Source organism: Delftia sp. 11MD (genome assembly GCF_050907895.1).
GTDB classification, from domain to species: domain Bacteria; phylum Pseudomonadota; class Gammaproteobacteria; order Burkholderiales; family Burkholderiaceae_C; genus Comamonas; species Comamonas tsuruhatensis.
Map to the genome: position 1 here is coordinate 1047197 of NZ_CP194333.1, position 21388 is coordinate 1068584.

General features: G+C 67.7%; 18 protein-coding genes. 14 read left to right on the forward strand and 4 right to left on the reverse strand.

The window, feature by feature from the left end; translation table 11 throughout:
• Window positions 1–203 precede the first annotated feature (203 nt).
• On the forward strand, window positions 204–656 hold the full coding sequence (locus tag ACRSCF_RS04740) for an OsmC family protein (protein WP_016448724.1): 453 nt from the start codon (window positions 204–206) through the stop codon (window positions 654–656).
• A 118-nt stretch (window positions 657–774) separates the two neighbouring features.
• Here the strand turns inward: ACRSCF_RS04740 and coq7 are convergent, their stop codons facing one another.
• Window positions 775–1392 carry a 2-polyprenyl-3-methyl-6-methoxy-1,4-benzoquinone monooxygenase gene (gene coq7 / locus ACRSCF_RS04745; RefSeq protein ID WP_126310975.1) on the reverse strand — a complete coding sequence of 206 codons (618 nt, stop codon included), beginning with the start codon at window positions 1390–1392 and terminating at the stop codon, window positions 775–777.
• Window positions 1393–1723: 331 nt separating this feature from the next.
• Here coq7 and ACRSCF_RS04750 point away from each other — a divergent pair, with 331 nt between their 5' ends.
• From ACRSCF_RS04750 to ACRSCF_RS04760, 3 genes are all read left to right on the forward strand, one after another.
• The gene (locus ACRSCF_RS04750; protein WP_016448722.1) at window positions 1724–2779 is read left to right on the forward strand and encodes a porin; all 1056 of its coding nucleotides are present in this window, start codon (window positions 1724–1726) and stop codon (window positions 2777–2779) included.
• Between the two features lie 182 nt (window positions 2780–2961).
• Entirely contained in the window at window positions 2962–4110 is a 1149-nt protein-coding gene (locus ACRSCF_RS04755) for a porin (protein WP_016448721.1), read from the forward strand.
• 134 nt (window positions 4111–4244) lie between these two features.
• Window positions 4245–5471 (forward strand): M20 aminoacylase family protein, encoded by a 1227-nt coding sequence (locus ACRSCF_RS04760; RefSeq protein WP_244387824.1) that lies wholly within the window; start codon window positions 4245–4247, stop codon window positions 5469–5471.
• Between the two features lie 15 nt (window positions 5472–5486).
• Here ACRSCF_RS04760 and ACRSCF_RS04765 read toward each other — a convergent pair whose 3' ends face one another.
• Entirely contained in the window at window positions 5487–6089 is a 603-nt protein-coding gene (locus tag ACRSCF_RS04765; protein ID WP_016448719.1) for a TetR/AcrR family transcriptional regulator, read from the reverse strand.
• Between the two features lie 205 nt (window positions 6090–6294).
• On the opposite strand from ACRSCF_RS04765, the gene fabF reads away from it, so the two are divergent.
• Entirely contained in the window at window positions 6295–7581 is a 1287-nt protein-coding gene (gene fabF / locus ACRSCF_RS04770; RefSeq protein WP_244387825.1) for a beta-ketoacyl-ACP synthase II, read from the forward strand.
• A gap of 28 nt (window positions 7582–7609) precedes the next feature.
• Here fabF and ACRSCF_RS04775 read toward each other — a convergent pair whose 3' ends face one another.
• A complete protein-coding gene (locus tag ACRSCF_RS04775) occupies window positions 7610–8455 on the reverse strand; it encodes a MurR/RpiR family transcriptional regulator (protein ID WP_016448717.1) in 846 nt (281 codons plus the stop codon).
• A gap of 208 nt (window positions 8456–8663) precedes the next feature.
• Between ACRSCF_RS04775 and tal the strand changes: the two genes are divergently transcribed.
• From tal to ACRSCF_RS04790, 3 genes are all read left to right on the forward strand, one after another.
• Window positions 8664–9617 (forward strand): transaldolase, encoded by a 954-nt coding sequence (tal, locus tag ACRSCF_RS04780; protein WP_046988172.1) that lies wholly within the window; start codon window positions 8664–8666, stop codon window positions 9615–9617.
• Window positions 9618–9621: 4 nt separating this feature from the next.
• Window positions 9622–11241, forward strand: coding sequence for a glucose-6-phosphate isomerase (gene pgi / locus ACRSCF_RS04785; RefSeq protein WP_034364470.1), 1620 nt, complete (start codon window positions 9622–9624; stop codon window positions 11239–11241).
• A gap of 231 nt (window positions 11242–11472) precedes the next feature.
• The gene (locus tag ACRSCF_RS04790; RefSeq protein ID WP_016448714.1) at window positions 11473–12372 is read left to right on the forward strand and encodes a transporter substrate-binding domain-containing protein; all 900 of its coding nucleotides are present in this window, start codon (window positions 11473–11475) and stop codon (window positions 12370–12372) included.
• A gap of 18 nt (window positions 12373–12390) precedes the next feature.
• On the opposite strand, the gene ACRSCF_RS04795 is transcribed toward ACRSCF_RS04790, so the two are convergent.
• Complete coding sequence (locus ACRSCF_RS04795) at window positions 12391–13902, reverse strand: PLP-dependent aminotransferase family protein (protein ID WP_016450881.1); 1512 nt, start codon at window positions 13900–13902, stop codon at window positions 12391–12393.
• Between the two features lie 242 nt (window positions 13903–14144).
• On the opposite strand from ACRSCF_RS04795, the gene ACRSCF_RS04800 reads away from it, so the two are divergent.
• The 6 genes from ACRSCF_RS04800 to ACRSCF_RS04825 are packed head-to-tail and all read left to right on the forward strand — an operon-like array spanning window position 14145 to window position 21388.
• Window positions 14145–15746, forward strand: a complete 1602-nt coding sequence (locus ACRSCF_RS04800) for an ABC transporter substrate-binding protein (RefSeq protein ID WP_244387826.1) — start codon at window positions 14145–14147, stop codon at window positions 15744–15746.
• 17 nt (window positions 15747–15763) lie between these two features.
• Window positions 15764–16741 (forward strand): ABC transporter permease, encoded by a 978-nt coding sequence (locus tag ACRSCF_RS04805; protein ID WP_012207467.1) that lies wholly within the window; start codon window positions 15764–15766, stop codon window positions 16739–16741.
• 4 nt (window positions 16742–16745) lie between these two features.
• Window positions 16746–17654, forward strand: coding sequence for an ABC transporter permease (locus ACRSCF_RS04810; protein WP_016448711.1), 909 nt, complete (start codon window positions 16746–16748; stop codon window positions 17652–17654).
• A complete protein-coding gene (locus tag ACRSCF_RS04815; protein WP_034364473.1) occupies window positions 17654–18682 on the forward strand; it encodes an ABC transporter ATP-binding protein in 1029 nt (342 codons plus the stop codon). Before ACRSCF_RS04810 ends, ACRSCF_RS04815 begins: the two co-directional genes overlap by 1 nt.
• Complete coding sequence (locus ACRSCF_RS04820) at window positions 18679–19701, forward strand: ABC transporter ATP-binding protein (protein ID WP_034364475.1); 1023 nt, start codon at window positions 18679–18681, stop codon at window positions 19699–19701. The genes ACRSCF_RS04815 and ACRSCF_RS04820 overlap by 4 nt, the downstream gene beginning before the upstream one ends.
• A gap of 19 nt (window positions 19702–19720) precedes the next feature.
• Window positions 19721–21388, forward strand: coding sequence for an amidohydrolase (locus tag ACRSCF_RS04825; protein WP_034364524.1), 1668 nt, complete (start codon window positions 19721–19723; stop codon window positions 21386–21388).

Genomic DNA, 21388 nt, shown 5'->3' on the forward strand with positions numbered 1-21388 from the left:
CCAATAGAGGAGGTGGAGGAGACAACTGGTGCGATGCAGGGTGAAGTTGGTTCACAATCTGCAGTCCATCTGGAGGGGTGTCCGGGTTAACCCTTCAGATAACGCTTGGGTGCATTGTATGCACGGCAGGTGCTGCGTTGCAACAAAATCAGGGTTTTTGTGTAGTTGATGCAAAATAGCAACAGTTTTTTGAGGACGCAACAATGGAATGCACAGTGAGTTGGACAGGCGGCACGACCGGCATGCGCTCGGGCATGGGCTTCGTGGCGGAAACGGGCAGCGGCCATGTGGTCAATATGGACGGGGCGCCGGATGCGGCCAATCCTGCCAATGGAGGCCAGAACCAGGCACCCCGCCCCATGGAAATGCTGCTGGCAGGCGCAGGCGGCTGCACGGCCTACGACGTGGTGCTGATCCTCAAGCGCGGCAGGCACGCGGTCAAAGGCTGCAGCGTCAAGCTCACTTCGGAGCGCGCGGACACCGACCCCAAGGTGTTCACCAAGATCCACATGCAGTTCACCGTCAGCGGCACCGGCCTGCCAGCGGGCGCGGTGGAGCGGGCCATTGCCATGAGCCACGACAAATACTGCTCGGCCACCATCATGCTGGGCAAGACGGCCGAGATCACCACGGGGTTCGACATCGTCGAGGCCTGATGCGTCTGGGGGCTTGGGTCCGTGCCTCGGCAGGGACTCGCCAAGAATGAAGAAAGCGGGCCGGGCCCGCTTCTTTTTTGGCTGGATGCAGCTCCCGTCGTTTCAGAAGCTTCGGATCTCAGATGCGGTGAGCGGTCGTCGTCATGACCTTGGCGGCCAGGCGCATCAGGGCGCGGGCGGGCGGCGGCAGCTCCAGCGCGCCGGCTTCGCGCGCAGCGGCGGCATGGCGCTCCTCATCGTCCTTCATGCGGGCCACCACGGCCAGCGAAGGGCGGTCCTCCTCGGGCAGACGGCCCAGATGGGATTCCAGGTGGGCGGAAACCTGCTCCTCGGTCTCCACCACGAAGCCCAGGCTGGCGGCGTCACTGATCTTGGCGGCCACCACGCCGATGGCGAATGCCCCGGCGAACCACAGCGGGTTCAGCAGGCTGGGTCGGTCGCCCAGGGCGTTGAGCCGGTCGCGGGTCCATGCCAGGTGATCGGTTTCCTCGCGGGCCGCCTCCAGCAGATGCTTGCGCAGCACCATGTCGCGCGTCACCATGGCCTGGGCGTTGTACAGCGCCTGGGCGCAGACCTCTCCGACATGATTGACGCGCATCAAGGCGCCCGACAGGCGGCGCTGTGCCTCGGTCAGCTCACCTTCCGCGATGCCGGTGGCGGGCGAGCGCTCGGCCGCGGAAGGCTGTGCAAACAGGGTGCGAAGCGCCGCATCGGCGGCAGTCAGTATCTTGTCCATGGGCGGTCCCTAGAGCGGAAAATCTTGGCAAATTCAGGGTCTGAACGGTACACCAGGACGACATGCCCTCTCTTTGTGCAAGCGCAACAAGGCCGGCGCGATGTTCGGGTTGGGCCTGATTGTGTTGGTCTGCAGGTTTGTTGCGGCAGTGCAACGAAAAACGGGGGTTCAAGCCCGTTTGTGGGTGAATTTCTTTGCATGGGCAGCGGCGGTCTGGTGCAATAGGCCCTAACTTCCCCACCAGGAGGTTGGCGCGGGAAACCGGTGGAGCCTCAGGCCAAGCCTCTCTTCCTCACGACCGGCGCCCTTCTAAACCTTGGAGTAACTCGTAATGAAAAAATCTCTGATTGCCCTGGCAGTGCTGGCTGCTTCCGGCGCCGCAATGGCTCAATCCTCCGTGACCCTGTTCGGTATCGTGGACACCAACGTTGCCTACGTGAACAAGGACGCAGCTGGCGACAGCCGTTATGGTCTGGGCACCAGCGGCGCTTCCACGAGCCGTCTGGGCCTGCGCGGCACGGAAGACCTGGGTGGTGGTCTGAAGGCTGGCTTCTGGCTGGAAGGCGAAATCTTCGGTGACGATGGCAACGCCAGCGGCTTCAACTTCAAGCGTCGTTCCACCGTGAGCCTGTCGGGCAACTTCGGTGAAGTGCGCCTGGGCCGTGACCAAGTTCCGACCTTCCAAAAGCTGACCTCCTACGACCTGTTCAGCGCCACCGGTATCGGCCAGTTCATGGGCTTCCGTAACTGGGCTGCTGGCCAAGGCGCCGACGACAACGGCATCCGCGCTAACAACCTGATCTCGTACTACACCCCCAACTTCGGCGGTTTCAACGCCGGCTTTGGCTACGCTTTCGACGAAAAGCAAACCATCGGTACTGCTGACAGCGTCGGCCGTTACATCGGCGGTTACGTTGCATACGACAACGGCCCCCTGAGCGCCAGCCTGGGCGTTGCCCAGCAAAAGACTGCCGTTGGCGGCCTGGCTACCGACCGTGACGAAATCACCCTGGGTGCTTCGTACAACTTCGGCGTTGCCAAGCTGAGCGGCCTGCTGCAACAGACCAAGTTCAAGCGCGACATCGGCGGCGACATCAAGACCAACTCCTACATGCTGGGCGCTTCGGCTCCCGTGGGCGGCGTGGGCGAAGTCAAGCTGCAGTACGCTCTGTACGACCAGAAGGCCATCGACTCCAAGGCTCACCAGATCACTCTGGGCTACGTGCACAACCTGTCCAAGCGCACCTCTCTGTACGGCAACCTGGCATTCCTGAAGAACAAGGATGCTTCGACCCTGGGCCTGCAAGCCAAGGGCGTGTACGCTGGTGGCGTGCAAGCTGGCGAAAGCCAGACTGGCGTGCAAGTCGGTATCCGCCACGCTTTCTAATGAACGGCTGGCGTAAGCCAGTTGCCATTTGAAGCAAAAAAGAGCCAGTCTTCGGACTGGCTCTTTTGTTTTGTGCTAGGGAAAGACCTGTGTTGTGCTTGTGCCAACGGTGACGAGGCGGGAAAAGCGTTTCTAGAATGAAATTTCCACCAACCAATCGTTAACAAGAGAGAGACAACACAATGAATTCTTCATTCGTGAAAAAGAGCGTGGCACTGGCGGTGTTGGCAGCAACGGCACCCTTGGCAGCATTCGCCCAGCAAAGCAGCGTACAGCTGTACGGCATCGTCGATGCCGGCGTGCGCCACACCACCAATGAAGGCCCGACCAAGAGCGGCAAGACCCAGATGATCGGCGGCGGCATGTCGCAAAGCCGCTGGGGCATCAACATCACCGAGGACCTGGGCGGCGGTCTGGCAGCCATTGCCAACCTGGAAGCCCGTTTCCTCACCGACACCGGCGAGCAGGCTGCGGCCAGCTACTTCCAGCAATCCTGGGTGGGCCTGCGCAGCAAGAGCTTCGGCCAGATCACCCTGGGTCGCCAGTACAACATGCTGTTCGATCTGGTGACGTCCACCTATGCCTCCTTCCCGTATTCGCCGTACATGGAGGCCTACAAGCCTGAAATCGGCATGTCCATGGGCGCGCGCGCCAGCAACATGGTCAAGTACCTGGCCGAGTTCGGCCCCGTGCGCGGCGCATTGCAGTATTCGTTCGACGAGAACAACACCTTCGACAAGGTCGGCACTGGCGTGGTGCCCGGTGGCGCCATCAAGACGGCCGGCGGCTATCTGCGCTACTCGCAAAGCGGCATTTCCGCAGGCGCCGGCTACCTGGGCACGACGCTGCCGGCCGGCACCAAGGTCGATGCCTATACCCTGGGCGGCTCCTACCGCGTGGGTCCCTGGTACGTCAACCTGGGCTACGGCCTGAACAAGCGCAAGGACGCATTCCCGGCGGCAACCGCAGGCGGTGGATTCGACCAGGCCATCCTCAACTCCTTCTGGACGGGTTCGTCCAACGGCGGCTTCGTGGCCGGCGACGCCAACAAGCGCCAGATGTACAAGATGGGCTTCGGCTACCAGATCACGCCCCAGATCAATGTGGGCGCGCATTACTACCATGCCAAGCAGTCGGGCTCGGGCACGGGCAATTTCAATGGCAAGGCAGACTTCCTGGTGGCGGTGCTCGACTACGCCTTCTCCAAGCGTACGGATGCCTATGTGGCCCTGGACCACACCAAGACCAGTGGCGGCTCGGGCGTGATGCTGGACGCCAATGGCGCCACCAAGCGCACGGGCTTCACCGTCGGCCTGCGCCATCGCTTCTGAACACGCGGCGTCTGCGCAACGAATGGCCTCCTTCGGGAGGCCTTTTTGTTTCCTGTCGATGGGCTGACGGTGGGCGGGCGCGATTTCCTGCGTTAAGGTAATGCGCAGGCCAACGAAGCGAAAGAACCAAGGCTATGGAAGCCACTCGATACAAGGCAGGCGGTCGGGCCTTTGCCCAGATCGCCCAGTACCACCCGGAGCTGACGGCGCTGCGCCGCGAGCTGCATGCGCATCCGGAGCTGGGATTCGAGGAGCGCTTCACGGCGGCGCGCGTCAAGGAGGCCTTGCGCCAGTGCGGTGTGGACGAGATCCATGAGGGCCTGGGCACCACGGGCCTGGTGGCCGTGATCCGCGGGCAGGGCCACAGTTCGGGCGCCATGGTGGGCCTGCGTGCCGACATGGACGCACTGCCCATGGTCGAGCACAACGAATTTCCCTGGAAGTCCGGCAAGCAGGGGCTGATGCACGGCTGCGGGCATGACGGCCATACGACCATGCTGGTGGGCGCCGCCCGCTACCTGGCCGCGACACGGCGTTTCGACGGCTCGGCCGTGCTGGTCTTTCAGCCTGCCGAGGAAGGACGGGGCGGCGCGCGGGCCATGATCAATGACGGGCTTTTCGACCGCTTTCCCATGCAGTCCGTGTACGCCATGCACAACTGGCCCGCCATGCGCGCCGGCACCGTCGGTATCAACATGGGCGCGATGATGGCGGCGGCCGACCGCATCACCATCGAGATCACGGGGCGCGGCGGCCACGGCGCCCATCCCTACCAGACGGTGGACGTGGTGCTGGCGGCCGCGCACATCACCACGGCGGTGCAGAGCATCGTCTCGCGCAATGTGCGCGCCATCGACAGTGCCGTCATCAGCCTGTGCGCCGTACAGGCCGGGGACCTGGGCGCCTTCAGCGTGATGCCGGGCACGGCAACGCTGGTGGGAACCGTGCGGACCTTCGATCCCGCCGTGCAGGACCGTGTCGAGCAGCGCCTGCAGGAGTTGTGCAGCGCGGTGGCGCTGGGGCTGGGTGCGACGGCCAAGGTCAACTACGAGCGCATCTATCCCGCCACCATCAACTCCCCCACGGAGGCCGCCTTTGCGGCCGACGTGGCCCAGGCGCTGGTGGGCGTGGAGAACCTGGACCGGCAGCTGGAGCCCAGCATGGGTGCGGAGGATTTTTCCTTCATGCTGCAGCACAAACCCGGCGCCTACCTGCGCCTGGGGCAATCCACGGGCGCCCAGCCCGGGGTGCCGCTGCACAGCAGCCGGTATGACTTCAACGACGAGGTGCTGCCGCTGGGCGCTGCCCTGCACGCCAGCCTGATCGAGCAGGCCATGCCGCTGCCTTCGCAGGACGTATAGCGCAGGCGGAGCCGGTCAGCGGGGCTGTCCCTCGATCGCAAGAAGGTGGGCCTTTACCGTTTCCAGGATCTCGTCGGACAAGGCTGGATTGGCGGCGACCGTGGCACGTGCCAGGACCAGGGCGCCCACCATGCTGCTGAGCATGGCCATGGCCTGGGCGCGCTGTGCGGCATCGGGTGCCTGATCGTCGCCAAGTGTGCCGATCACGCGCGCAAACCTGCCGATGTTGCGTTCCACCCCTTCGGCGAACACCGCTGAAAGATCACCGCCTGCCCGAGCCACGTCCACGGCCAGCGCCGCAGCGGGGCAGCCCTCGCCGGGGCTGTCGCGGTGCTGCGGCGACAGATAGGACTGCACGCGCGCGGCAAGGCTGCCGGCCTGTTCACCCTGCAGGCCGTCCAGCGGCGCGATGGACCAGTCGAAGGCGCGTGCGCAGGCTTCGCGCACCAGCGCGTCCTTGGATTCGAAGTGGCGATAGAGCCCGCCGTGGGTGAGTCCCGCGCCGCGAGTCACCTCGGCCACGCCGACGCCGTCCAGCCCGTGCTCGCGGTACAGCCGCGCAGCGGCTTCGAGGATGTCCTGCCGGTTCTGCGCGGCCTGGGCTTTCGTGACTTTCATGTGCACTGTCCAATGATTATGGTTGTCATCAAAATGCGTTTATGATGACGGCCATCATCATAAGTCCGTGCCTGCAGGCAATGCTCACCATCTGCGGCAGGGGCTGTGCACTCTACAGGGAAGAACCGATGAACGCCTCTTCAATCCCGAGCAGCCTGTGCCCCGTGCGCGCTGCAGTCTCTGCATGGTCCATCAGGGAGCGTTCATGAGCACGGGTCCTCTCGCACGCCGCGTGGTCATCACGGGCATGGGCATGGTCTCGCCGCTGGGTCGGGGCACTGAATTGGCCTGGCGCCGGCTGCTGTCCGGCGCATCGGGCCTGAGCCGGCTGCCCGATGATCTGGCGCCCGATGTGCCGGGCCAGGTGGCAGGCCAGGTGCCCGACCTGGCCCGCGACCCGGAAGGCGGCTGGGACATCGATGCCGTGGTCTCGCCCAAGGACCAGCGCAAGATGGACCGCTTCATCCCGCTGGCGCTGGACGCTTCGGACCAGGCGCTGGCCCAGGCCGGCTGGCAACCTGCCAGCGAGGACGAGCGCACGCGCACGGCCTGCATCATTGGCTCGGGCATCGGCGGCTTTGGCGCCATTGCCCAGGCCGTGCGCACCACGGACAGCCGGGGGGTGTCGCGCCTGTCGCCCTTCACCGTACCGTCTTTCCTGGTCAATCTCGCGGCCGGGCATGTGTCGATACGCCATGGGCTCAAGGGACCGCTGGGAGCCCCCGTCACCGCCTGCGCAGCCAGCGTGCAGGCCCTGGGCGACGGCCTGCGCATGATCCGTTCGGGCGAGGCCGACGTGGCGCTGTGCGGCGGCGCCGAGGCAGCCATCGACCGCGTGAGCCTGGGTGCGTTCGCGGCGGCCAAGGCCCTTTCCACGGGATACAACGACCGCCCCGAAGAGGCCTCGCGCCCCTTCGACGCGGGCCGCGACGGCTTTGTCATGGGCGAGGGCGCGGGCGCCCTGGTGCTGGAGGGGCTGGACCACGCCCTGGCGCGCGGCGCCGTGCCGCTGGCCGAAGTGGTGGGCTACGGCACCAGTGCCGATGCCTATCACATCACCTCGGGCCCGGAAGATGGCGACGGCGCGCGCCGCAGCATGGCGCAGGCGCTGGCCATGGCCGGGCTGTCGCCGGATCAGCTGCAGTACCTCAATGCCCACGCCACCTCCACGCCCGTGGGCGACCGGGGCGAGCTGGCAGCCATGCGCTCCCTGTTTGGCGAGGGCAGCGGCGTGGCGATCAGCTCCACCAAGTCGGCCACGGGCCATCTGCTGGGCGCGGCGGGCGCGGTGGCTGCCATCTTCACGGTGCTGGCGCTGCGCGACCAGATGGCGCCGGCCACGCGCAATCTCGTGGAGCCCGATCCCCTGGCCCAGGGGCTGGACCTGATCGCCGGCGCGGCAAGGCCCTGGGCCATGGAGCATGCCCTGGTCAACGGTTTCGGCTTTGGTGGCGTCAACGCCTCGCTGGTGCTCAGGCGCTGGCAGGGCTGAACGAGGCGGGTGGGCCTGGGGGCCGGTGCTACGTGTAGCGCTTGGCCCGCAGGTTGTTCTTCATCTGCTCCAGCGCAGGCTGCAGGGCCGGGCCGATGCGCAGCGCCACGCAGGTGGCCAGCACGTCGATGACCAGCAGGTGCAGCAGGCGCGACACCATGGGGCTGTAGCGGTCGTAGCCCTCGGGATGGTCGGCGGCCAGATGGATGTGGCAGGCCGAGGCCAGGGGCGAGCCGCTGGCGGTGATGGCAATCGTGGTGGCGCCGTTCTTGCGCGCGATGTCGGCGGCGTCCATCAGGTCGCGCGTGCGGCCCGAGTTGGAAATGATCACCGCGCAGTCGCCGGGTCCCAGCAGGGTGGCGCTCATCACCTGCATGTGGCCGTCGCTGGTGGCCAGGCTGGTCACGCCCAGGCGAAAGAACTTGTGCTGCGCGTCCTGCGCCACGATGCCCGAGTTGCCCGCGCCGTAGAACTCGATGCGCCGGCCTGTCTGCCAGGTCGAGGCGATGGCCTGCGCCGCCTGCTCTATGGCCGTGGTGCTGGCGGCATTGCGGTATTGCAGGAAGGCGGCCACGGCGTTGTCCACCACCTTGACCATCACGTCGCTGGTCTTGTCGTCGGTGTCCACGCTGCGGTGGATGAAGGGCACGCCCTCGCTGACGCTGCCGGCCAGCTTGAGCTTGAAATCGGCCAGGCCGTCGTAGCCCATGCTGCGGCAAAAGCGCACCACCGTCGGCTTGCTGACATGGGCACGCTCGGCCAGTTCGCGCACCGGCTGCCGTGCGAAGGCCCGTGGATCGGCCAGCACCAGGCGGGCCACGCGTTGTTCGGCGGGAGCAAGCGAGGGCAGCGAGGCGGTGATGCGGTCCAGCATTAGGCGGTGGGCGTTGTTCTATGGGTAAAGGGAAGCGGTTGCCGCAAGGCAGGTCCAGCGCGCATTTTGCATGAGCGGCAGCCTTCGCTTACTTTCCTGACGCCGATGCAATCCATGCGCGCGCATACACTCGGAGGATTTGCCGGTACAACCGCACCGCCCTGGTGCGATGCCGCCCCTCGCCAGGCTCCCGCCCAAAGGATGTTCCATGAACCAGCTTGATGCGCTTCGACAGTACACGACCGTGGTGGCCGATACCGGCGACTTCCACCAACTGGCCCAGTTCCAGCCGCGGGATGCGACCACCAATCCCTCGCTCATCCTCAAGGCGGTGCAAAAGCCCGAGTACGCGCCGCTGATGCGCGCCACCGTGGCCCAGTACAAGGGCCGCCGCCTCGACGAGGTCATGGACCGCATGCTGGTGCGCTTCGGCTGCGAGATCCTGAACACCATTCCGGGCCGCGTCTCCACCGAAGTCGATGCGCGCCTGTCCTTCAATACCTCGGCCACCGTGGCACGTGCCGAGCGCCTGATCGAGCTGTACCAGGCCGAAGGCGTGCACATCGACCGCGTGCTCATCAAGATCGCCTCCACCTGGGAAGGCATCGAGGCGGCGCGCCAGCTGGAGCTGCGCGGCATCCACACCAACCTCACCCTGCTGTTCTCGTTCTCCCAGGCCGTGGCCTGCGGCCAGGCCAAGGTGCAGCTGATCTCGCCCTTCGTGGGCCGCATCTACGACTGGTACAAGAAGCAGGCCGGCGCCCAGTGGGACGAGGCCGCCATGGCCGGCGCCAACGATCCCGGCGTGCGCTCCGTGCGCGCCATCTACGAGCACTACAAGCACTTCGGCATCGCCACCGAGGTCATGGGCGCGAGCTTTCGCAACACGGGCCAGATCGTGGCGCTGGCGGGCTGCGACCTGCTGACCATCGCCCCCGAACTGCTGGCCCAGCTGGGCGCCAGCGATGCGCCCCTGGCGCGCGCCCTGGACCCCGAGGCCGCGCGGACCCTGGCCCTCGATCCCGTGCACTACGACGAAGCCGGTTTCCGCCTGGCCCTCAACGAGGACGCCATGGCCACCGAGAAGCTGGCCGAAGGCATACGCGCCTTCGCTGCCGACACCCGCAAGCTCGAAGCATTGATGCAGCAGGCCGCAGACTGATTGGATGAAGATCTTGCCCGTTTTGTGCAACACCTTGCCGGCCTGGTCGGCACTTGAACGCCATTTCAACGAAGACATCCAGTCCCTGGATCTGCGCCAGGCCTTTGCCGCGGACGCGGGCCGGCTGGACGCGCTGAGCCAGCAGGCCCCGCATGTCTTCGCCGACCTGTCCAAGAACCTCTGGACCGAAGCCACCGAGACGCTGCTGCGCGAGCTGGCGCAGCAGGCCGGCGTGCTGGCCCAGCGCAACGCCATGCTGGCCGGCGAGCCCGTCAACTGCACCGAGGGCCGCGCCGTCATGCACTGGCTGCTGCGCATGCCGCGCGACGGCGGCCAGCTGCGCCACTGCGCCACCGTGCAGCAGTGGCAGCCGGCCATGCACGAGGCGCTGGCCCAGGTGCACGAGACGCTGGACGCCATGCTGGCCCTGGCCGAGCAGGTGCGTGGCGACGAGGGCATCACCGACATCGTGAACATCGGCATCGGCGGCTCGCACCTGGGCCCCGAAGTGGTGGTCAATGCGCTGGAGGACTGGGTCGATGCGGGCAAGAATTTCCATTTCGTCTCCAACGTCGATGGCCATGAGCTCGGCCATGTGCTGCGCCGCGTGCGCCCGCACAGCACGCTGTTCCTGATCGCCTCCAAATCCTTCACCACGGCCGAGACCATGCTCAACGCGCACTCGGCGCGCCGGTGGTTTCTGGAGCAGGGCGGCAGCGAGGATGCGCAGGCCGCGTGCTCCATCGACCGGCACTTCGTGGCGCTCACCACCAATGTGCAGGCCGCAGCCGACTTCGGCATCCGCCGCACGCTGGGATTCTGGGACTGGGTGGGCGGGCGTTTTTCGCTGTGGTCGGCCATCGGCCTGCCGGTGGCCATCGCCATCGGGGCGGCGCAGTTCCGTGCGCTGCTGGACGGCGCCCATGCCATGGACGCGCATTTCTTTTCCTCCGGCGTGGAGGGCAACCTGCCGCTGCGCCTGGGCCTGCTGGACGTCTGGTATCGCGATTTCTGCGGCTTCTCCAGCCGCTGCATTGCCCCCTACAGCCATGGCCTGCGGCGGCTGACCGCCTATCTGCAGCAGCTGGAGATGGAGAGCAACGGCAAGGGCGTGACGCGCGACGGGCAGACACTGCCCGTGCGCACGGCGCCCGTGATCTGGGGCGAGCCCGGCACCAATGGCCAGCATGCCTTCTTCCAGATGCTGCACCAGGGCCAGGACGTGATTCCCGTGGAATTCATCGCACTGCGCGACGGCGGCAAATACCTGGGCGCCCACCACCAGAGCCTGGTCGTCAACGCCATTGCCCAGGCCCAGGCCCTGATGGAGGGGCGCCACGGCGAGGGTGCGGAGCGCCATTGCGCGGGCAACCGGCCCAGCAGCTTCCTGCTGCTGCAGCAGCTCGATCCGGCATCGCTGGGTGCCCTGATCGCACTGTACGAGCACCGTGTCTTCTCGGCCGGTGCGGTCTGGGGCATCAACAGCTTCGACCAATGGGGCGTGGAGCTGGGCAAGCACCTGGCGCGCCAGCTGCATGCGCGCCAGGACAGCGGCGACTGGCAGGGCGTCGATGCCTCGACGCAGGGCCTCATGCACCGGCTTGCGGCAGGGTCGGCCGGCTGACCGGGCGCTGCGGGCCTGTGGCCCCCGCAGCGCACCAGCAGGGTGCCGGGTCATGTGGGTGGAGCATGACCTTCTTCCATTTCATCGTTATGCACAGGCGCCTGATTGCTCGATAGTTGATGCAATCGCCTTGACGGCGGCCCTGCTTGCATGCAGCCAGTGACGGCGGCTCGGCAGGGTGGAGGCGCAGCGCGCCTTCGGACCTGCAACAACTATCCAAGGAGACCCTCGATGCGATTCGTACTGGCCCATGTGGCGATGGCATGTGTGGTGGCGGCAACTGGCGCTGCCCATGCACAGGAAGCGGCCGGCACGCTGGACAAGATCCAGAGCACAGGCAAGGTGGTGATGGGCGTGCGCGAAAGCTCGGCGCCCATGGCCTATGCCTTCGGGACCACGCAGAAGTACGTGGGCTACCACGTCGAGCTGTGCGAGAAGGTGCTGGCCCAGATCGTGCCCAAGGCCAAGATCGAGTACATGGCCCTGACCTCGCAGAACACCATGCCCCTGGTGCAGAACGGCACCGTGGACATCGGCTGCGGCCCGACCACCAACAACCTCGCGCGCCAAAAGCAGGTGGCCTTTGCCGTGACCACCTACGTGAGCCAGGTGCGCATGGCCGTGCGCGCCGACTCGGGCATCACCTCCTTCAAGCAGCTCGACGGCAAGCCCGTGGCGGCCTCGGCCGGCACGACTGCCGTGCAGCTGCTGCGCAAGTACGGGCGCGACAATGGCGTGAACCTGCCCACCTCGCTGGGCAAGGACCATTTCGAGAGCTTTCTGATGCTCGAATCGGGCCGTGCCGATGCCTTCGTGCTGGACGACAACCTGCTGGCCGGCGTCATCGCCAACTCCAAGAACCCTGCAGGCTTCAAGATCGTGGGCGAGGTGCTGGGCTCCGAACCCATCGCCATCCTGTTTCGCCGCGACGATCCCGCCTTCAAGAAGGCCGTGGACGACGTGCTGGTGGGCATGATGGCCTCGGGCGAAGTGGCGAAGATCTACGACAAGTGGTTCGTGCAGCCCATTCCGCCCAAGAATGCCCCGTTGAACCTGCCCATGAGCGACATGCTCAAGCAGCTGCTGCAAAAGCCCAACGACAAGCCGCTGGAGTCCTACGCGCAGCAGTGACCACGGGCCCGGACCCGGTCATCGCGACCGGGCCAGTTCGGCCACCGCCTGTGCCAGTGCCGCAATGCCTGCATCGATCTGATCGGTGGCAATGGAGGACAGGCGCAGCCGGAAAAAGGGGCAGGGCTGGCGCGGCGTCGCAAAGAACGCGCTGCCTGCCTCGATCAGCACGCCGTGGCGGCGCGCCACGGCGGCCAGCGCATCGGCGTCCAGCCAGGCCGGTGCCTGCACCCACAGCGACGCGCCGCCCTGGGGCTGGCGGAAGATGAAATCCGGCAGGTGCGCGCGCAGCGAGCGGTCCACCTGAGCCACGCGTTCCAGCATGGCCTGGTTCACGCGGCGCGCATGGGCCTCATGGTGGCCCAGCGACAGGAACAGCGCATAGGCGTGCTGCAGAAAGGCGCTGGGGTGGCGCACCATGGCATGGCGCAGCACGCGCAACTCGTCGATCAGCGCGCGCGGCGCAACGATGTAGCCCAGCCGCAGCGCGGGCGACAGGCTCTTGGACAGCGAACCCACATAGATCACGCGCCCGCTCTTGTCCAGGCTCTTGAGCGCGGGCATGGGCGTGCCCTGGTAGAGGTTCTCGGCCTCGTAGTCGTCCTCGATGATCACGAAATCGCCCTGCTCGGCGCGGCGCAGCAGCTGCTCGCGCCGCTGCAGGCTCAGCGTCACGGTGGTGGGACTCTGGTGCGAGGGCGTGACGAACAGATAGTCCAGCGGCGGCAGGCCATCGACCACCACACCTTCCCCATCCACGGCCACGGGCACCCAATGCGGGCGGCGCAGCGAAAAGGTGTTGCGCGCATGCGGGTGGCCGGGCTCCTCGAAGCCCAGGCGTTGCGAGGGGTCCAGCAGCGCGTCGGCCAGCAGGTAGAAGGCCTGCTGCGCGCCCACGGTGACCAGGATCTCTTCCTTGAGCGCGAACACGCCGCGCCGGGGCAGCAGGCGCAGGCGGATCTGCTCGATCAGGTCGGGCACATCGTCGGTCTCGAAGTCCGGCGTCCACTGCGGCAGCTGGGCGCGCGCCAGGCTGCGCGTGCAGCATTCCCGGAAGCCTTCGGTGGGAAACAGCGCGGGATCGTGCATGCCGTAGACGAAGGGGTAGGGGTACTCGCGCCACTGCAGCGGCTTGGATAGCGTGTGCCTGTCCGTCAGCGAGCGCAGCACGCGTGCAGACCAGTCCGGTGCGGGCTCCCCGGGACTTGCCGCAGGCAGGGCCACGGCGCCGTCCACACCAGCCAGGCGCGAATCCCGGGCCACGAACACGCCGCTGCGCGGGCGGGCTTCCAGAAAGCCTTCATCCACGAGCTGCTCGTAGACCGTGGTCACGGTATTGCGCGACACCTCCAGCAGGCGCGACAGCTCGCGCGAGGGCGGCATGGCCGCGCCGGGCGGCAGGCGGCCTTCGAGGATGGGCTGGACCAGGGCCAGGCGCAGGCGGTCCTTCAGGGGAAGGCCGGGCTGCTCGGGCAGCGCGAACAGGCGGGCCCACTGGTGGCGTGGGTCTGTGGCGGAAGGGGTGCTCATGGCGCAACGGAGGCAATCGGGGGGCGTTCTTGGCGCGGCCGGGCAGAGGGCGCGCGGTCGGCGCCATGTTGCGGTGCGGGTGCGGGCAAGTAAAGGTTTGGGCCGGCCGACGCGGGTAAACACCGGGCCTCTGGCTCCTACGTTTGGACGGCTGTGGCCCCCGCGGCCCGCGCCCTTGTTGCGTATTCTGGATTGAAGGCAGCGAGCCGCGCGGCCTGGCGATCCAACGAGGGAGACAGTCCATGCACACCATCACTTTCCGACGCCGCGCCCTGGCGGCCCTGGCCCTGGCCGGCGCGCTGGCGGGCCTGGCGGCCACGCCGCTGCAGGCCCAGGCCCAGGAGCCGCAGCGCGGCGGCACCCTGATCGTGGGCAGCACCCAGGTGCCACGGCACCTGAACGGCGCCGTGCAATCGGGCATTGCCACGGCCATGCCTTCCACCCAGCTGTTCGCCAGCCCGCTGCGCTTCGATGACCAGTGGAAGCCCCAGCCCTACCTGGCCGAGTCCTGGAAGCTGGCCGAGGACGGCAAGTCGCTGACCCTGAACCTGCGCAGGAATGCCGTGTTCCACGACGGCAAGCCCATCACCTCGGCCGACGTGGCCTTCTCCATCATGGCCATCAAGGCCAACCACCCGTTCCAGACCATGCTGGGGCCCGTGGAGAAGGTCGACACGCCCGACCCCTACACGGCCATCATCCGCATGAACGCGCCGCATCCGGCCATCCTGCTGGCCATGAGCCCGGCGCTGGCGCCCATACTGCCCAGGCACATCTATGGCGACGGTGCCGACCTCAAGACCCATGCGCGCAACAGCGCCGACGTGGTGGGCTCGGGGCCGTTCAAGCTGACCGAGTTCCGCGCGGGCCAGCGCATCGTGATGGAGCGCTTCGACAAGTTCTTCCTGCCCGGCCGGCCCTACCTGGACAAGCTGGTCTTCAACATCGTGCCCGACTCCTCCAGCCTGCTGCTGAGCCTGGAGCGCGGCGACGTGCAGATGGTGCCCTACCTGCAGGCCTCCATCGACCTGAAGCGCCTGTCCACCAATCCCCAGATCACGCTGACCGGCAAGGGCTTCGAGGGCATAGGCTCGATCAACTGGCTGGCCATCAACACCGACAGGAAGCCGCTGGACGACGTGCGCGTGCGCAAGGCCATTGCGCATGCCATCGACAAGAACTTCATCACCAAGGCGCTGATGGGCGGCTTCGCCAGCGTGGCCGACGGCCCCATCGTGGCAGCCAGCCCCTTTGCCTCGGCCGACCTGGTGCGCTATCCGCTGGACCTCAAGAAGTCGGCGGCCCTGCTGGACGAGGCCGGCCTCAAGCCCGGGGCCAATGGCGAGCGCTTCAAGATCACCATCGACTACCTGCCGGGCACGGACGAGCAGCAAAAGAACGTGGCCGAGTACGTGCGCGCCCAGCTCAAGAAGGTGGGCATCGCCGTCGATGTACGGGCCTCGGCCGATTTCCCGGCCTGGTCCCGGCGGCTGGCCACGCATGACTTCGACCTGTCCATGGACATCGTCTTCAACTGGGGCGACCCGGTCATCGGCGTGCACCGCAGCTACCTGTCCACCAACATCAAGCCCGTGGTCTGGACCAACACCCAGTCCTACCGCAATCCCAAGGTGGACGAGCTGCTGAACACGGCCAGCGGCACGCTGGACACGGCCGAGCGCAAGAAGCTCTATGCGGCCTTCCAGAAGACCGTGACCGACGAGCTGCCCGTGATCTTCATCAACAACTCGCCCTACCACACGGCTGCGCGCAAGAACGTGGGCAACCTGCCGACCACGGTCTGGGGGCCGGCCTCGCCCTATGACGAGATTTTCTTGAAGTAATCCAGGAGGACCCGGCCATGGCATTTCTCCGCACACTCCTCAAGCGGCTGCTGCAGGGCCTGGCGCTGGTGCTGGCCGTGGTGGTGCTGAACTTCATGCTGGTGCATGCGGCGCCCGGCGATCCCGTGGAGACCATTGCCGGCGCCAGCGGCGGCATGGAGCCCGAGCTCATGGCCGAGCTGCGCACACGCTACGGGCTGGACCGGCCGCTGCCCGTGCAGCTGGGCATCTACCTGGCGCGCGTGGCCAGTGGTGATCTGGGCTACTCCTACTTCTTCAACCTGCCGGTGGCGCAGATGATTGCCGAGCGCGTGCCCGCCACCTTGCTGCTGGTGCTGGCCGCCGTGCTCACGGCCTTCGTGGTGGGCACGCTGCTGGGCGTGCTGTCCTCGCGCCGGCCCAACGGCCTGCTGTCGCAGTGCATCACCGTGCTGTCCCTGGTGGGCTTTGCGGCGCCCGTGTTCTGGACCGGCATGCTGCTGGTGCTAGCGTTTGCCTCCTGGTGGCCCGTGCTGCCGGTGTCGGGCATGCGCTCTGCCGATGCCGCAGGCGGCGCAGGCCTTGCCGACCTGCTGGATGTGGCACGGCACCTGGTGCTGCCCGCGCTGACACTGGCCCTGGTCTACCTGGCGCAGTACAGCCGGCTGTCGCGCTCGTCCATGCTGGACGTGCTGGGCGCCGACTACATCCGCACGGCGCGCGCCAAGGGGCTGGCCGAGCATGTGGTGCTCTACCGCCATGCGCTGCGCAACGCGCTGCTGCCCGTGGTGACCATGCTGGGCCTGCAGTTCGGCAACGTCATGGCCGGCGCCATCATCGTGGAGACGGTCTTCAACTGGCCGGGCCTGGGCCGGCTGGCCTTCGACTCGGTGCTGCGGCGCGACTACCCGACCATCCTGGGTGTGCTGCTGTTCTCCTCCATCGTCGTGGTCGTGATGAACCTCGTCACCGACCTGTGCTACCGGCTGATCGATCCCCGCATCAAGGCGGCCTGAGACCATGAATGCCATCACACCACCTTCCGTGTCCGTGCCGACCGTCGCCGCGCCGCAGGCCGCAGCCCATGCCGAGCACCCGGCCCGTGAGGCGCTGCGCATGTTCCTGCGCAACCCCTCGGCCATTGCCGGCATGGCCATGCTGCTCATCGTGCTGCTGGTGGCCATCGCCGGCCCCTGGATCTGGCCTGCGGACCCGTTCGAGATCCGCACCATGCCGCTGAGCCCGCCGTTCAGCGAGGAGGCCTGGCTGGGCAGCGACCAGCTGGGGCGCGACGTGCTCACGGGCATCATCCACGGCGGCCGCGCCACGCTGATGGTGGGCGCCTTCGCGGCTTTGCTGTCGGTGTGCATCGGCGTGACGCTGGGGGCGATGGCCGGCTACTACGGCGGCCGCGTCGATGCGCTGCTGATGCGCGTGACCGAGTTCTTCCAGGTGCTGCCTGCGCTGCTGTTCGCCATGGTGGTGGTCACGCTGTTCTCGCCCTCGCTGGTGACGGTCACGCTGGCCATCGGCAGCGTGAGCTGGCCGGCCACGGCGCGGTTGACGCGGGCCGAGTTCATGCGCATCCGCCAGCTCGAATTCGTGCGCGCGGAGAGCGCCATCGGCGCGCGCCACGGCCGCATCATCTGGAAGGTGATCCTGCCCAACGCGCTGCCGCCGCTGGTGGTGTCGGCCACGCTGGCCGTGGGCGCCGCCATCCTGTTCGAGGCAGGCCTGTCCTTCCTGGGCCTGGGGGACCCCAACCAGATGAGCTGGGGCCTGATGATCGGGTCGGCCCGCCAATACCTGCTGTCGTGCTGGTGGGCCGTGGCCTTTCCTGGTGCTGCCATCTTCGTCACCGTGCTGGCCGTCAGCCTGATCGGCGACGGCCTCAACGATGCACTCAACCCCAAGCTGAGGGAGCGCTGATGGACACCGATACCCCCCTGTTGCAAGTCAGCGGCCTGCGCGTGGCCTTCCAGGGCCGGCGCGGCCAGGCCACGGTGCTCAACGGCGTGGATTTCGATCTGCGCGCGGGCGAGACCCTGTGCGTGGTCGGCGAATCCGGCTGCGGCAAGAGCATGACGGCGCTGGCGCTGCTGCGCCTCATTCCCTCGCCTCCGGGCCGCATCACGGGCGGGCAGGTGCGCTTCCAGGGCGAGGACCTGGTGGCCGCCGGCGAGGCCCATATGCGCCAGGTGCGCGGCAACCGCATCTCCATGATCTTCCAGGAGCCGATGACTTCGCTGAACCCGGTGCTCACCGTGGGCGAGCAGATCGCCGAGCCGCTGCGCCTGCACGCCGGCCTGGACGCGGGCGCCGCGCGCCAACGCGCCGTGGAAATGCTCCGGCAGGTCGGCATCCCCGCACCCGAGCGGCGCGTGCACGAGTACCCGCACCAGTTGTCGGGCGGCATGCGCCAGCGCGTGATGATCGCCATGGCCCTGGCCTGCCGGCCCGACATCCTGATCGCCGACGAGCCCACCACGGCGCTGGACGTGACTGTGCAGGCCCAGATCTTCGACCTGCTGCGCGAGCTGCAGCGCGACAAGGGCACGGCCATCGTGCTGATCACGCATGACATGGGGGCCGTGGCCGAGATGGCCGACCGCGTCATGGTCATGTATGCGGGCCGCGTGATCGAGCAGGGCCGCTGCGAGCAGGTGCTGTCGGCGCCCGCCCATCCGTACACGCGCGGCCTGATCGCCTGCCTGCCCGAGCTGGGCAGCAGCCAGGCAGGCTGGCGCACCGAGCTGCCCGAGATCCCCGGCGTCGTGCCCTCGATCTGGGAGTCGGGCAGCGGCTGCGCCTTTCGTGCGCGCTGCCGCGAGGCCCAGCCGCGCTGCGCCAGCGAGGCGCCGCCGCTGGTCGCGCTGGATGATCCATCCCACGGCGTGGCCTGCTGGCTGCACGCTCCCGCTTCCCGCATCCGCGCCCACACGGAGGCCCTGGCATGAACGCACGCATGGACGATACCCTCTTGCAGGTGGACGATCTCCAGGTCCACTTTCCGCGCCCGGGCAAGGGCCTGTTCGGCAGGCCCGAGGTGGTCAAGGCCGTGGACGGCGTGTCCTTCAGCCTGCGGCGCGGCAGCACGCTGGCCGTGGTGGGCGAGTCGGGCTCGGGCAAGACCACCACGGCGCTGGCCGTGATGCGCCTGGCGCCCGTGACGGCAGGCCGCATGCAGCTGGGCGATACCGACCTGGGTGGCCTGTCGGGCGAGGCCCTGCGCCAGGCGAGGCGGCGCATGCAGATCGTGTTCCAGGACCCGTTTTCCTCGCTGAATCCGCGACAGCGCGCGGGCGATGCGGTGCGCGCTCCGCTGGACCTGATGGACGTGGGCACGCCGGCCGAGCGCGAGGCGCGCGTGGCCGAGCTGTTCACCCAGGTCGGCCTGCGGCCCGAACAGCGCCAGCTGTTCCCGCACCAGTTCTCGGGCGGCCAGCGCCAGCGCATCAACATCGCGCGCGCCCTGGCCACGCGGCCCGAACTCGTGGTCTGCGACGAACCCGTGTCGGCGCTGGACATCGCCATCCGCGCCCAGATCCTCAACCTGCTGGCGCGGCTGCAGCGCGAGCTGGGCCTGAGCTACCTGTTCATCTCGCACGACATGGCCGTGGTCGAGCACATCTGCGACGACATCGCCGTCATGTACCTGGGCCAGATCGTGGAGCGCGCACCGCGCCAGGCCTTCTTTGCGCGGCCGCTGCATCCCTACAGCGTGGCCCTGATGTCGGCCGTGCCCACGGTGCGCGGCGGGCGCGAGCGCGCGGCGCGGCGCATACGGCTGGCCGGCGATCCGCCCAGTCCCATCAACCCGCCCGCGGGCTGCCGCTTCGCCGGGCGATGCCCCGTGGCCGTGCCTGCGTGCTCGGCCGAGACGCCACCGCTGCGCGAAGCCGCCCCCGGCCATTGGGTGCGATGCATCCGCGTGGACCACATCTATGGCGTGCCGCGCGCGCCGCTGGCCCTTTGAACCCGGAGCACCCGCCACCATGAGCATCACCGTCTACGCCGCCCGCAAGATCATCACCATGAACCCCATGCAGCCCGAGGCCACGCACGTGGCCGTGCGCGACGGGCGCATCCTCGCGGTCGGGGACCTGGCGCGCTGCACGGCCTGGGGCGAGTGCCGCATCGACGAGCGCTTTGCCGACCAGGTGCTGCTGCCCGGGCTGGTGGAGGGCCACTGTCACCTCAAGGAGGGCAGCATGTGGGACTGGACATACACGGGCTGGTTCGACCGGCGAGACCCCGATGGCAAGACCTGGCCCGGCCTGCGCTCCATGGATGCCGTGGTGGACCGCCTGGCCGAGGTGGCGGCGCGCATGGATGCGCAGGGCCTGCCGCCCGGCCAGCCGCTGATCGCCTGGGGGTTCGATCCCATCTACTTCGGCGGCGAGCGCATGACGGTGGAGCACCTGGACCGGGCCGCCGCAGGAGGCCGTCCCGTCGTGATCTCGCACGCCAACGGCCATTTGATGAACGTCAACAGCGCCATGCTGCGCCTGGCCGAGATCACGCGCGACAACGAGGTCGAGGGCGTGGTGCGCTTTGCGCCCGGCCACTCCCTGGCCGGCGAGCCCACGGGCGAGCTGCAGGAGCCGGCCGCCATGTTCCTGGTGCTGCGCAAGATCGGCAACGCCGGGCTGCTGGCGCCCATGACCGAGGCCGGCGTGCGCTCCTTCGCCCGCCTGGCCTGCCGCCAGGGCGTGACCACGGCCACCGACCTGGTCAACAAACTGGGTGAGCAGGACTGCCGCGTGCTGGAGGCCGCGCTGGGCGACGACCAGGTGCCCATCCGCATCCTGCCCGCCTTCCAGGCGTTTCACGGCACCCATGGCGCCGAGGCCGGTGCCGGGCATGTGCGCACGCTCATGGCGCGCAACACCGACAGGCTGCGCTACGGCCTGGTCAAGATGATGCTGGACGGCTCCATCCAGGGCTTTTCGGCACGCCTGCGCTGGCCCGGTCACTACAACGGCGCGCCCAACGGCATCTGGGTCACCGCGCCCGCGCAGTACGAGGCCGATTTCGAGACCTACCACCGCGCAGGCCTGCTCATCCATACGCACACCAATGGCGACGAGGCCAGCGAGGCCGCCATCGACGCCATAGGCCGCGTGCTGGCCCGCGCGCCCCGGCCCGACCACCGTCACACGCTGCAGCATGGCCAGATGATCGATGCGCCGCTGTTTCGCCGCATGGCGGCGCTGGGCCTGTGCGCCAACCTGTTCGCCAACCACCTCTGGTACTGGGGCGACCAGCACTACGAGATGACCATGGGGCCGGACCGCGCCATGCGGCTCGATGCCTGCGCCAGCGCGCTGGCCGCCGGCGTGCCGCTGGCCATCCATTCGGATGCGCCCGTCACGCCGCTGGGGCCGCTGTTCACCGCCTGGTGCGCGGTCCACCGGATCACGCCCAAGGGCCGCGTGCTGGGCGCGGCCGAGCGCCTGACCGTGGCCCAGGCCCTGCATGCCGTCACGCTGGGCGCGGCCTGGACACTGAAGCTGGACCACGAGATCGGCAGCATCGAATGCGGCAAGCGCGCCGACTTCTGCGTGCTGGAGGACGATCCGCTGTCCCTGGACCCCATGGTGCTCAAGGACCTCAGGGTCTGGGGCACGGTGCTGTCGGGGCGCGTCTTCAAGGCGGCATGA

Excerpts from the sequence above, each read along its gene's own strand:
- ACRSCF_RS04740 (WP_016448724.1), top strand. The coding sequence starts at position 204 with ATGGAATGCACAGTGAGTTGGACAGGCGGCACGACCGGCATGCGCTCG.
- coq7 (WP_126310975.1), bottom strand. The coding sequence starts at position 1,392 with ATGGACAAGATACTGACTGCCGCCGATGCGGCGCTTCGCACCCTGTTT.
- ACRSCF_RS04750 (WP_016448722.1), top strand. The coding sequence starts at position 1,724 with ATGAAAAAATCTCTGATTGCCCTGGCAGTGCTGGCTGCTTCCGGCGCC.
- ACRSCF_RS04755 (WP_016448721.1), top strand. The coding sequence starts at position 2,962 with ATGAATTCTTCATTCGTGAAAAAGAGCGTGGCACTGGCGGTGTTGGCA.
- ACRSCF_RS04760 (WP_244387824.1), top strand. The coding sequence starts at position 4,245 with ATGGAAGCCACTCGATACAAGGCAGGCGGTCGGGCCTTTGCCCAGATC.
- ACRSCF_RS04765 (WP_016448719.1), bottom strand. The coding sequence starts at position 6,089 with ATGAAAGTCACGAAAGCCCAGGCCGCGCAGAACCGGCAGGACATCCTC.
- fabF (WP_244387825.1), top strand. The coding sequence starts at position 6,295 with ATGAGCACGGGTCCTCTCGCACGCCGCGTGGTCATCACGGGCATGGGC.
- ACRSCF_RS04775 (WP_016448717.1), bottom strand. The coding sequence starts at position 8,455 with ATGCTGGACCGCATCACCGCCTCGCTGCCCTCGCTTGCTCCCGCCGAA.
- tal (WP_046988172.1), top strand. The coding sequence starts at position 8,664 with ATGAACCAGCTTGATGCGCTTCGACAGTACACGACCGTGGTGGCCGAT.
- pgi (WP_034364470.1), top strand. The coding sequence starts at position 9,622 with ATGAAGATCTTGCCCGTTTTGTGCAACACCTTGCCGGCCTGGTCGGCA.
- ACRSCF_RS04790 (WP_016448714.1), top strand. The coding sequence starts at position 11,473 with ATGCGATTCGTACTGGCCCATGTGGCGATGGCATGTGTGGTGGCGGCA.
- ACRSCF_RS04795 (WP_016450881.1), bottom strand. The coding sequence starts at position 13,902 with ATGAGCACCCCTTCCGCCACAGACCCACGCCACCAGTGGGCCCGCCTG.
- ACRSCF_RS04800 (WP_244387826.1), top strand. The coding sequence starts at position 14,145 with ATGCACACCATCACTTTCCGACGCCGCGCCCTGGCGGCCCTGGCCCTG.
- ACRSCF_RS04805 (WP_012207467.1), top strand. The coding sequence starts at position 15,764 with ATGGCATTTCTCCGCACACTCCTCAAGCGGCTGCTGCAGGGCCTGGCG.
- ACRSCF_RS04810 (WP_016448711.1), top strand. The coding sequence starts at position 16,746 with ATGAATGCCATCACACCACCTTCCGTGTCCGTGCCGACCGTCGCCGCG.
- ACRSCF_RS04815 (WP_034364473.1), top strand. The coding sequence starts at position 17,654 with ATGGACACCGATACCCCCCTGTTGCAAGTCAGCGGCCTGCGCGTGGCC.
- ACRSCF_RS04820 (WP_034364475.1), top strand. The coding sequence starts at position 18,679 with ATGAACGCACGCATGGACGATACCCTCTTGCAGGTGGACGATCTCCAG.
- ACRSCF_RS04825 (WP_034364524.1), top strand. The coding sequence starts at position 19,721 with ATGAGCATCACCGTCTACGCCGCCCGCAAGATCATCACCATGAACCCC.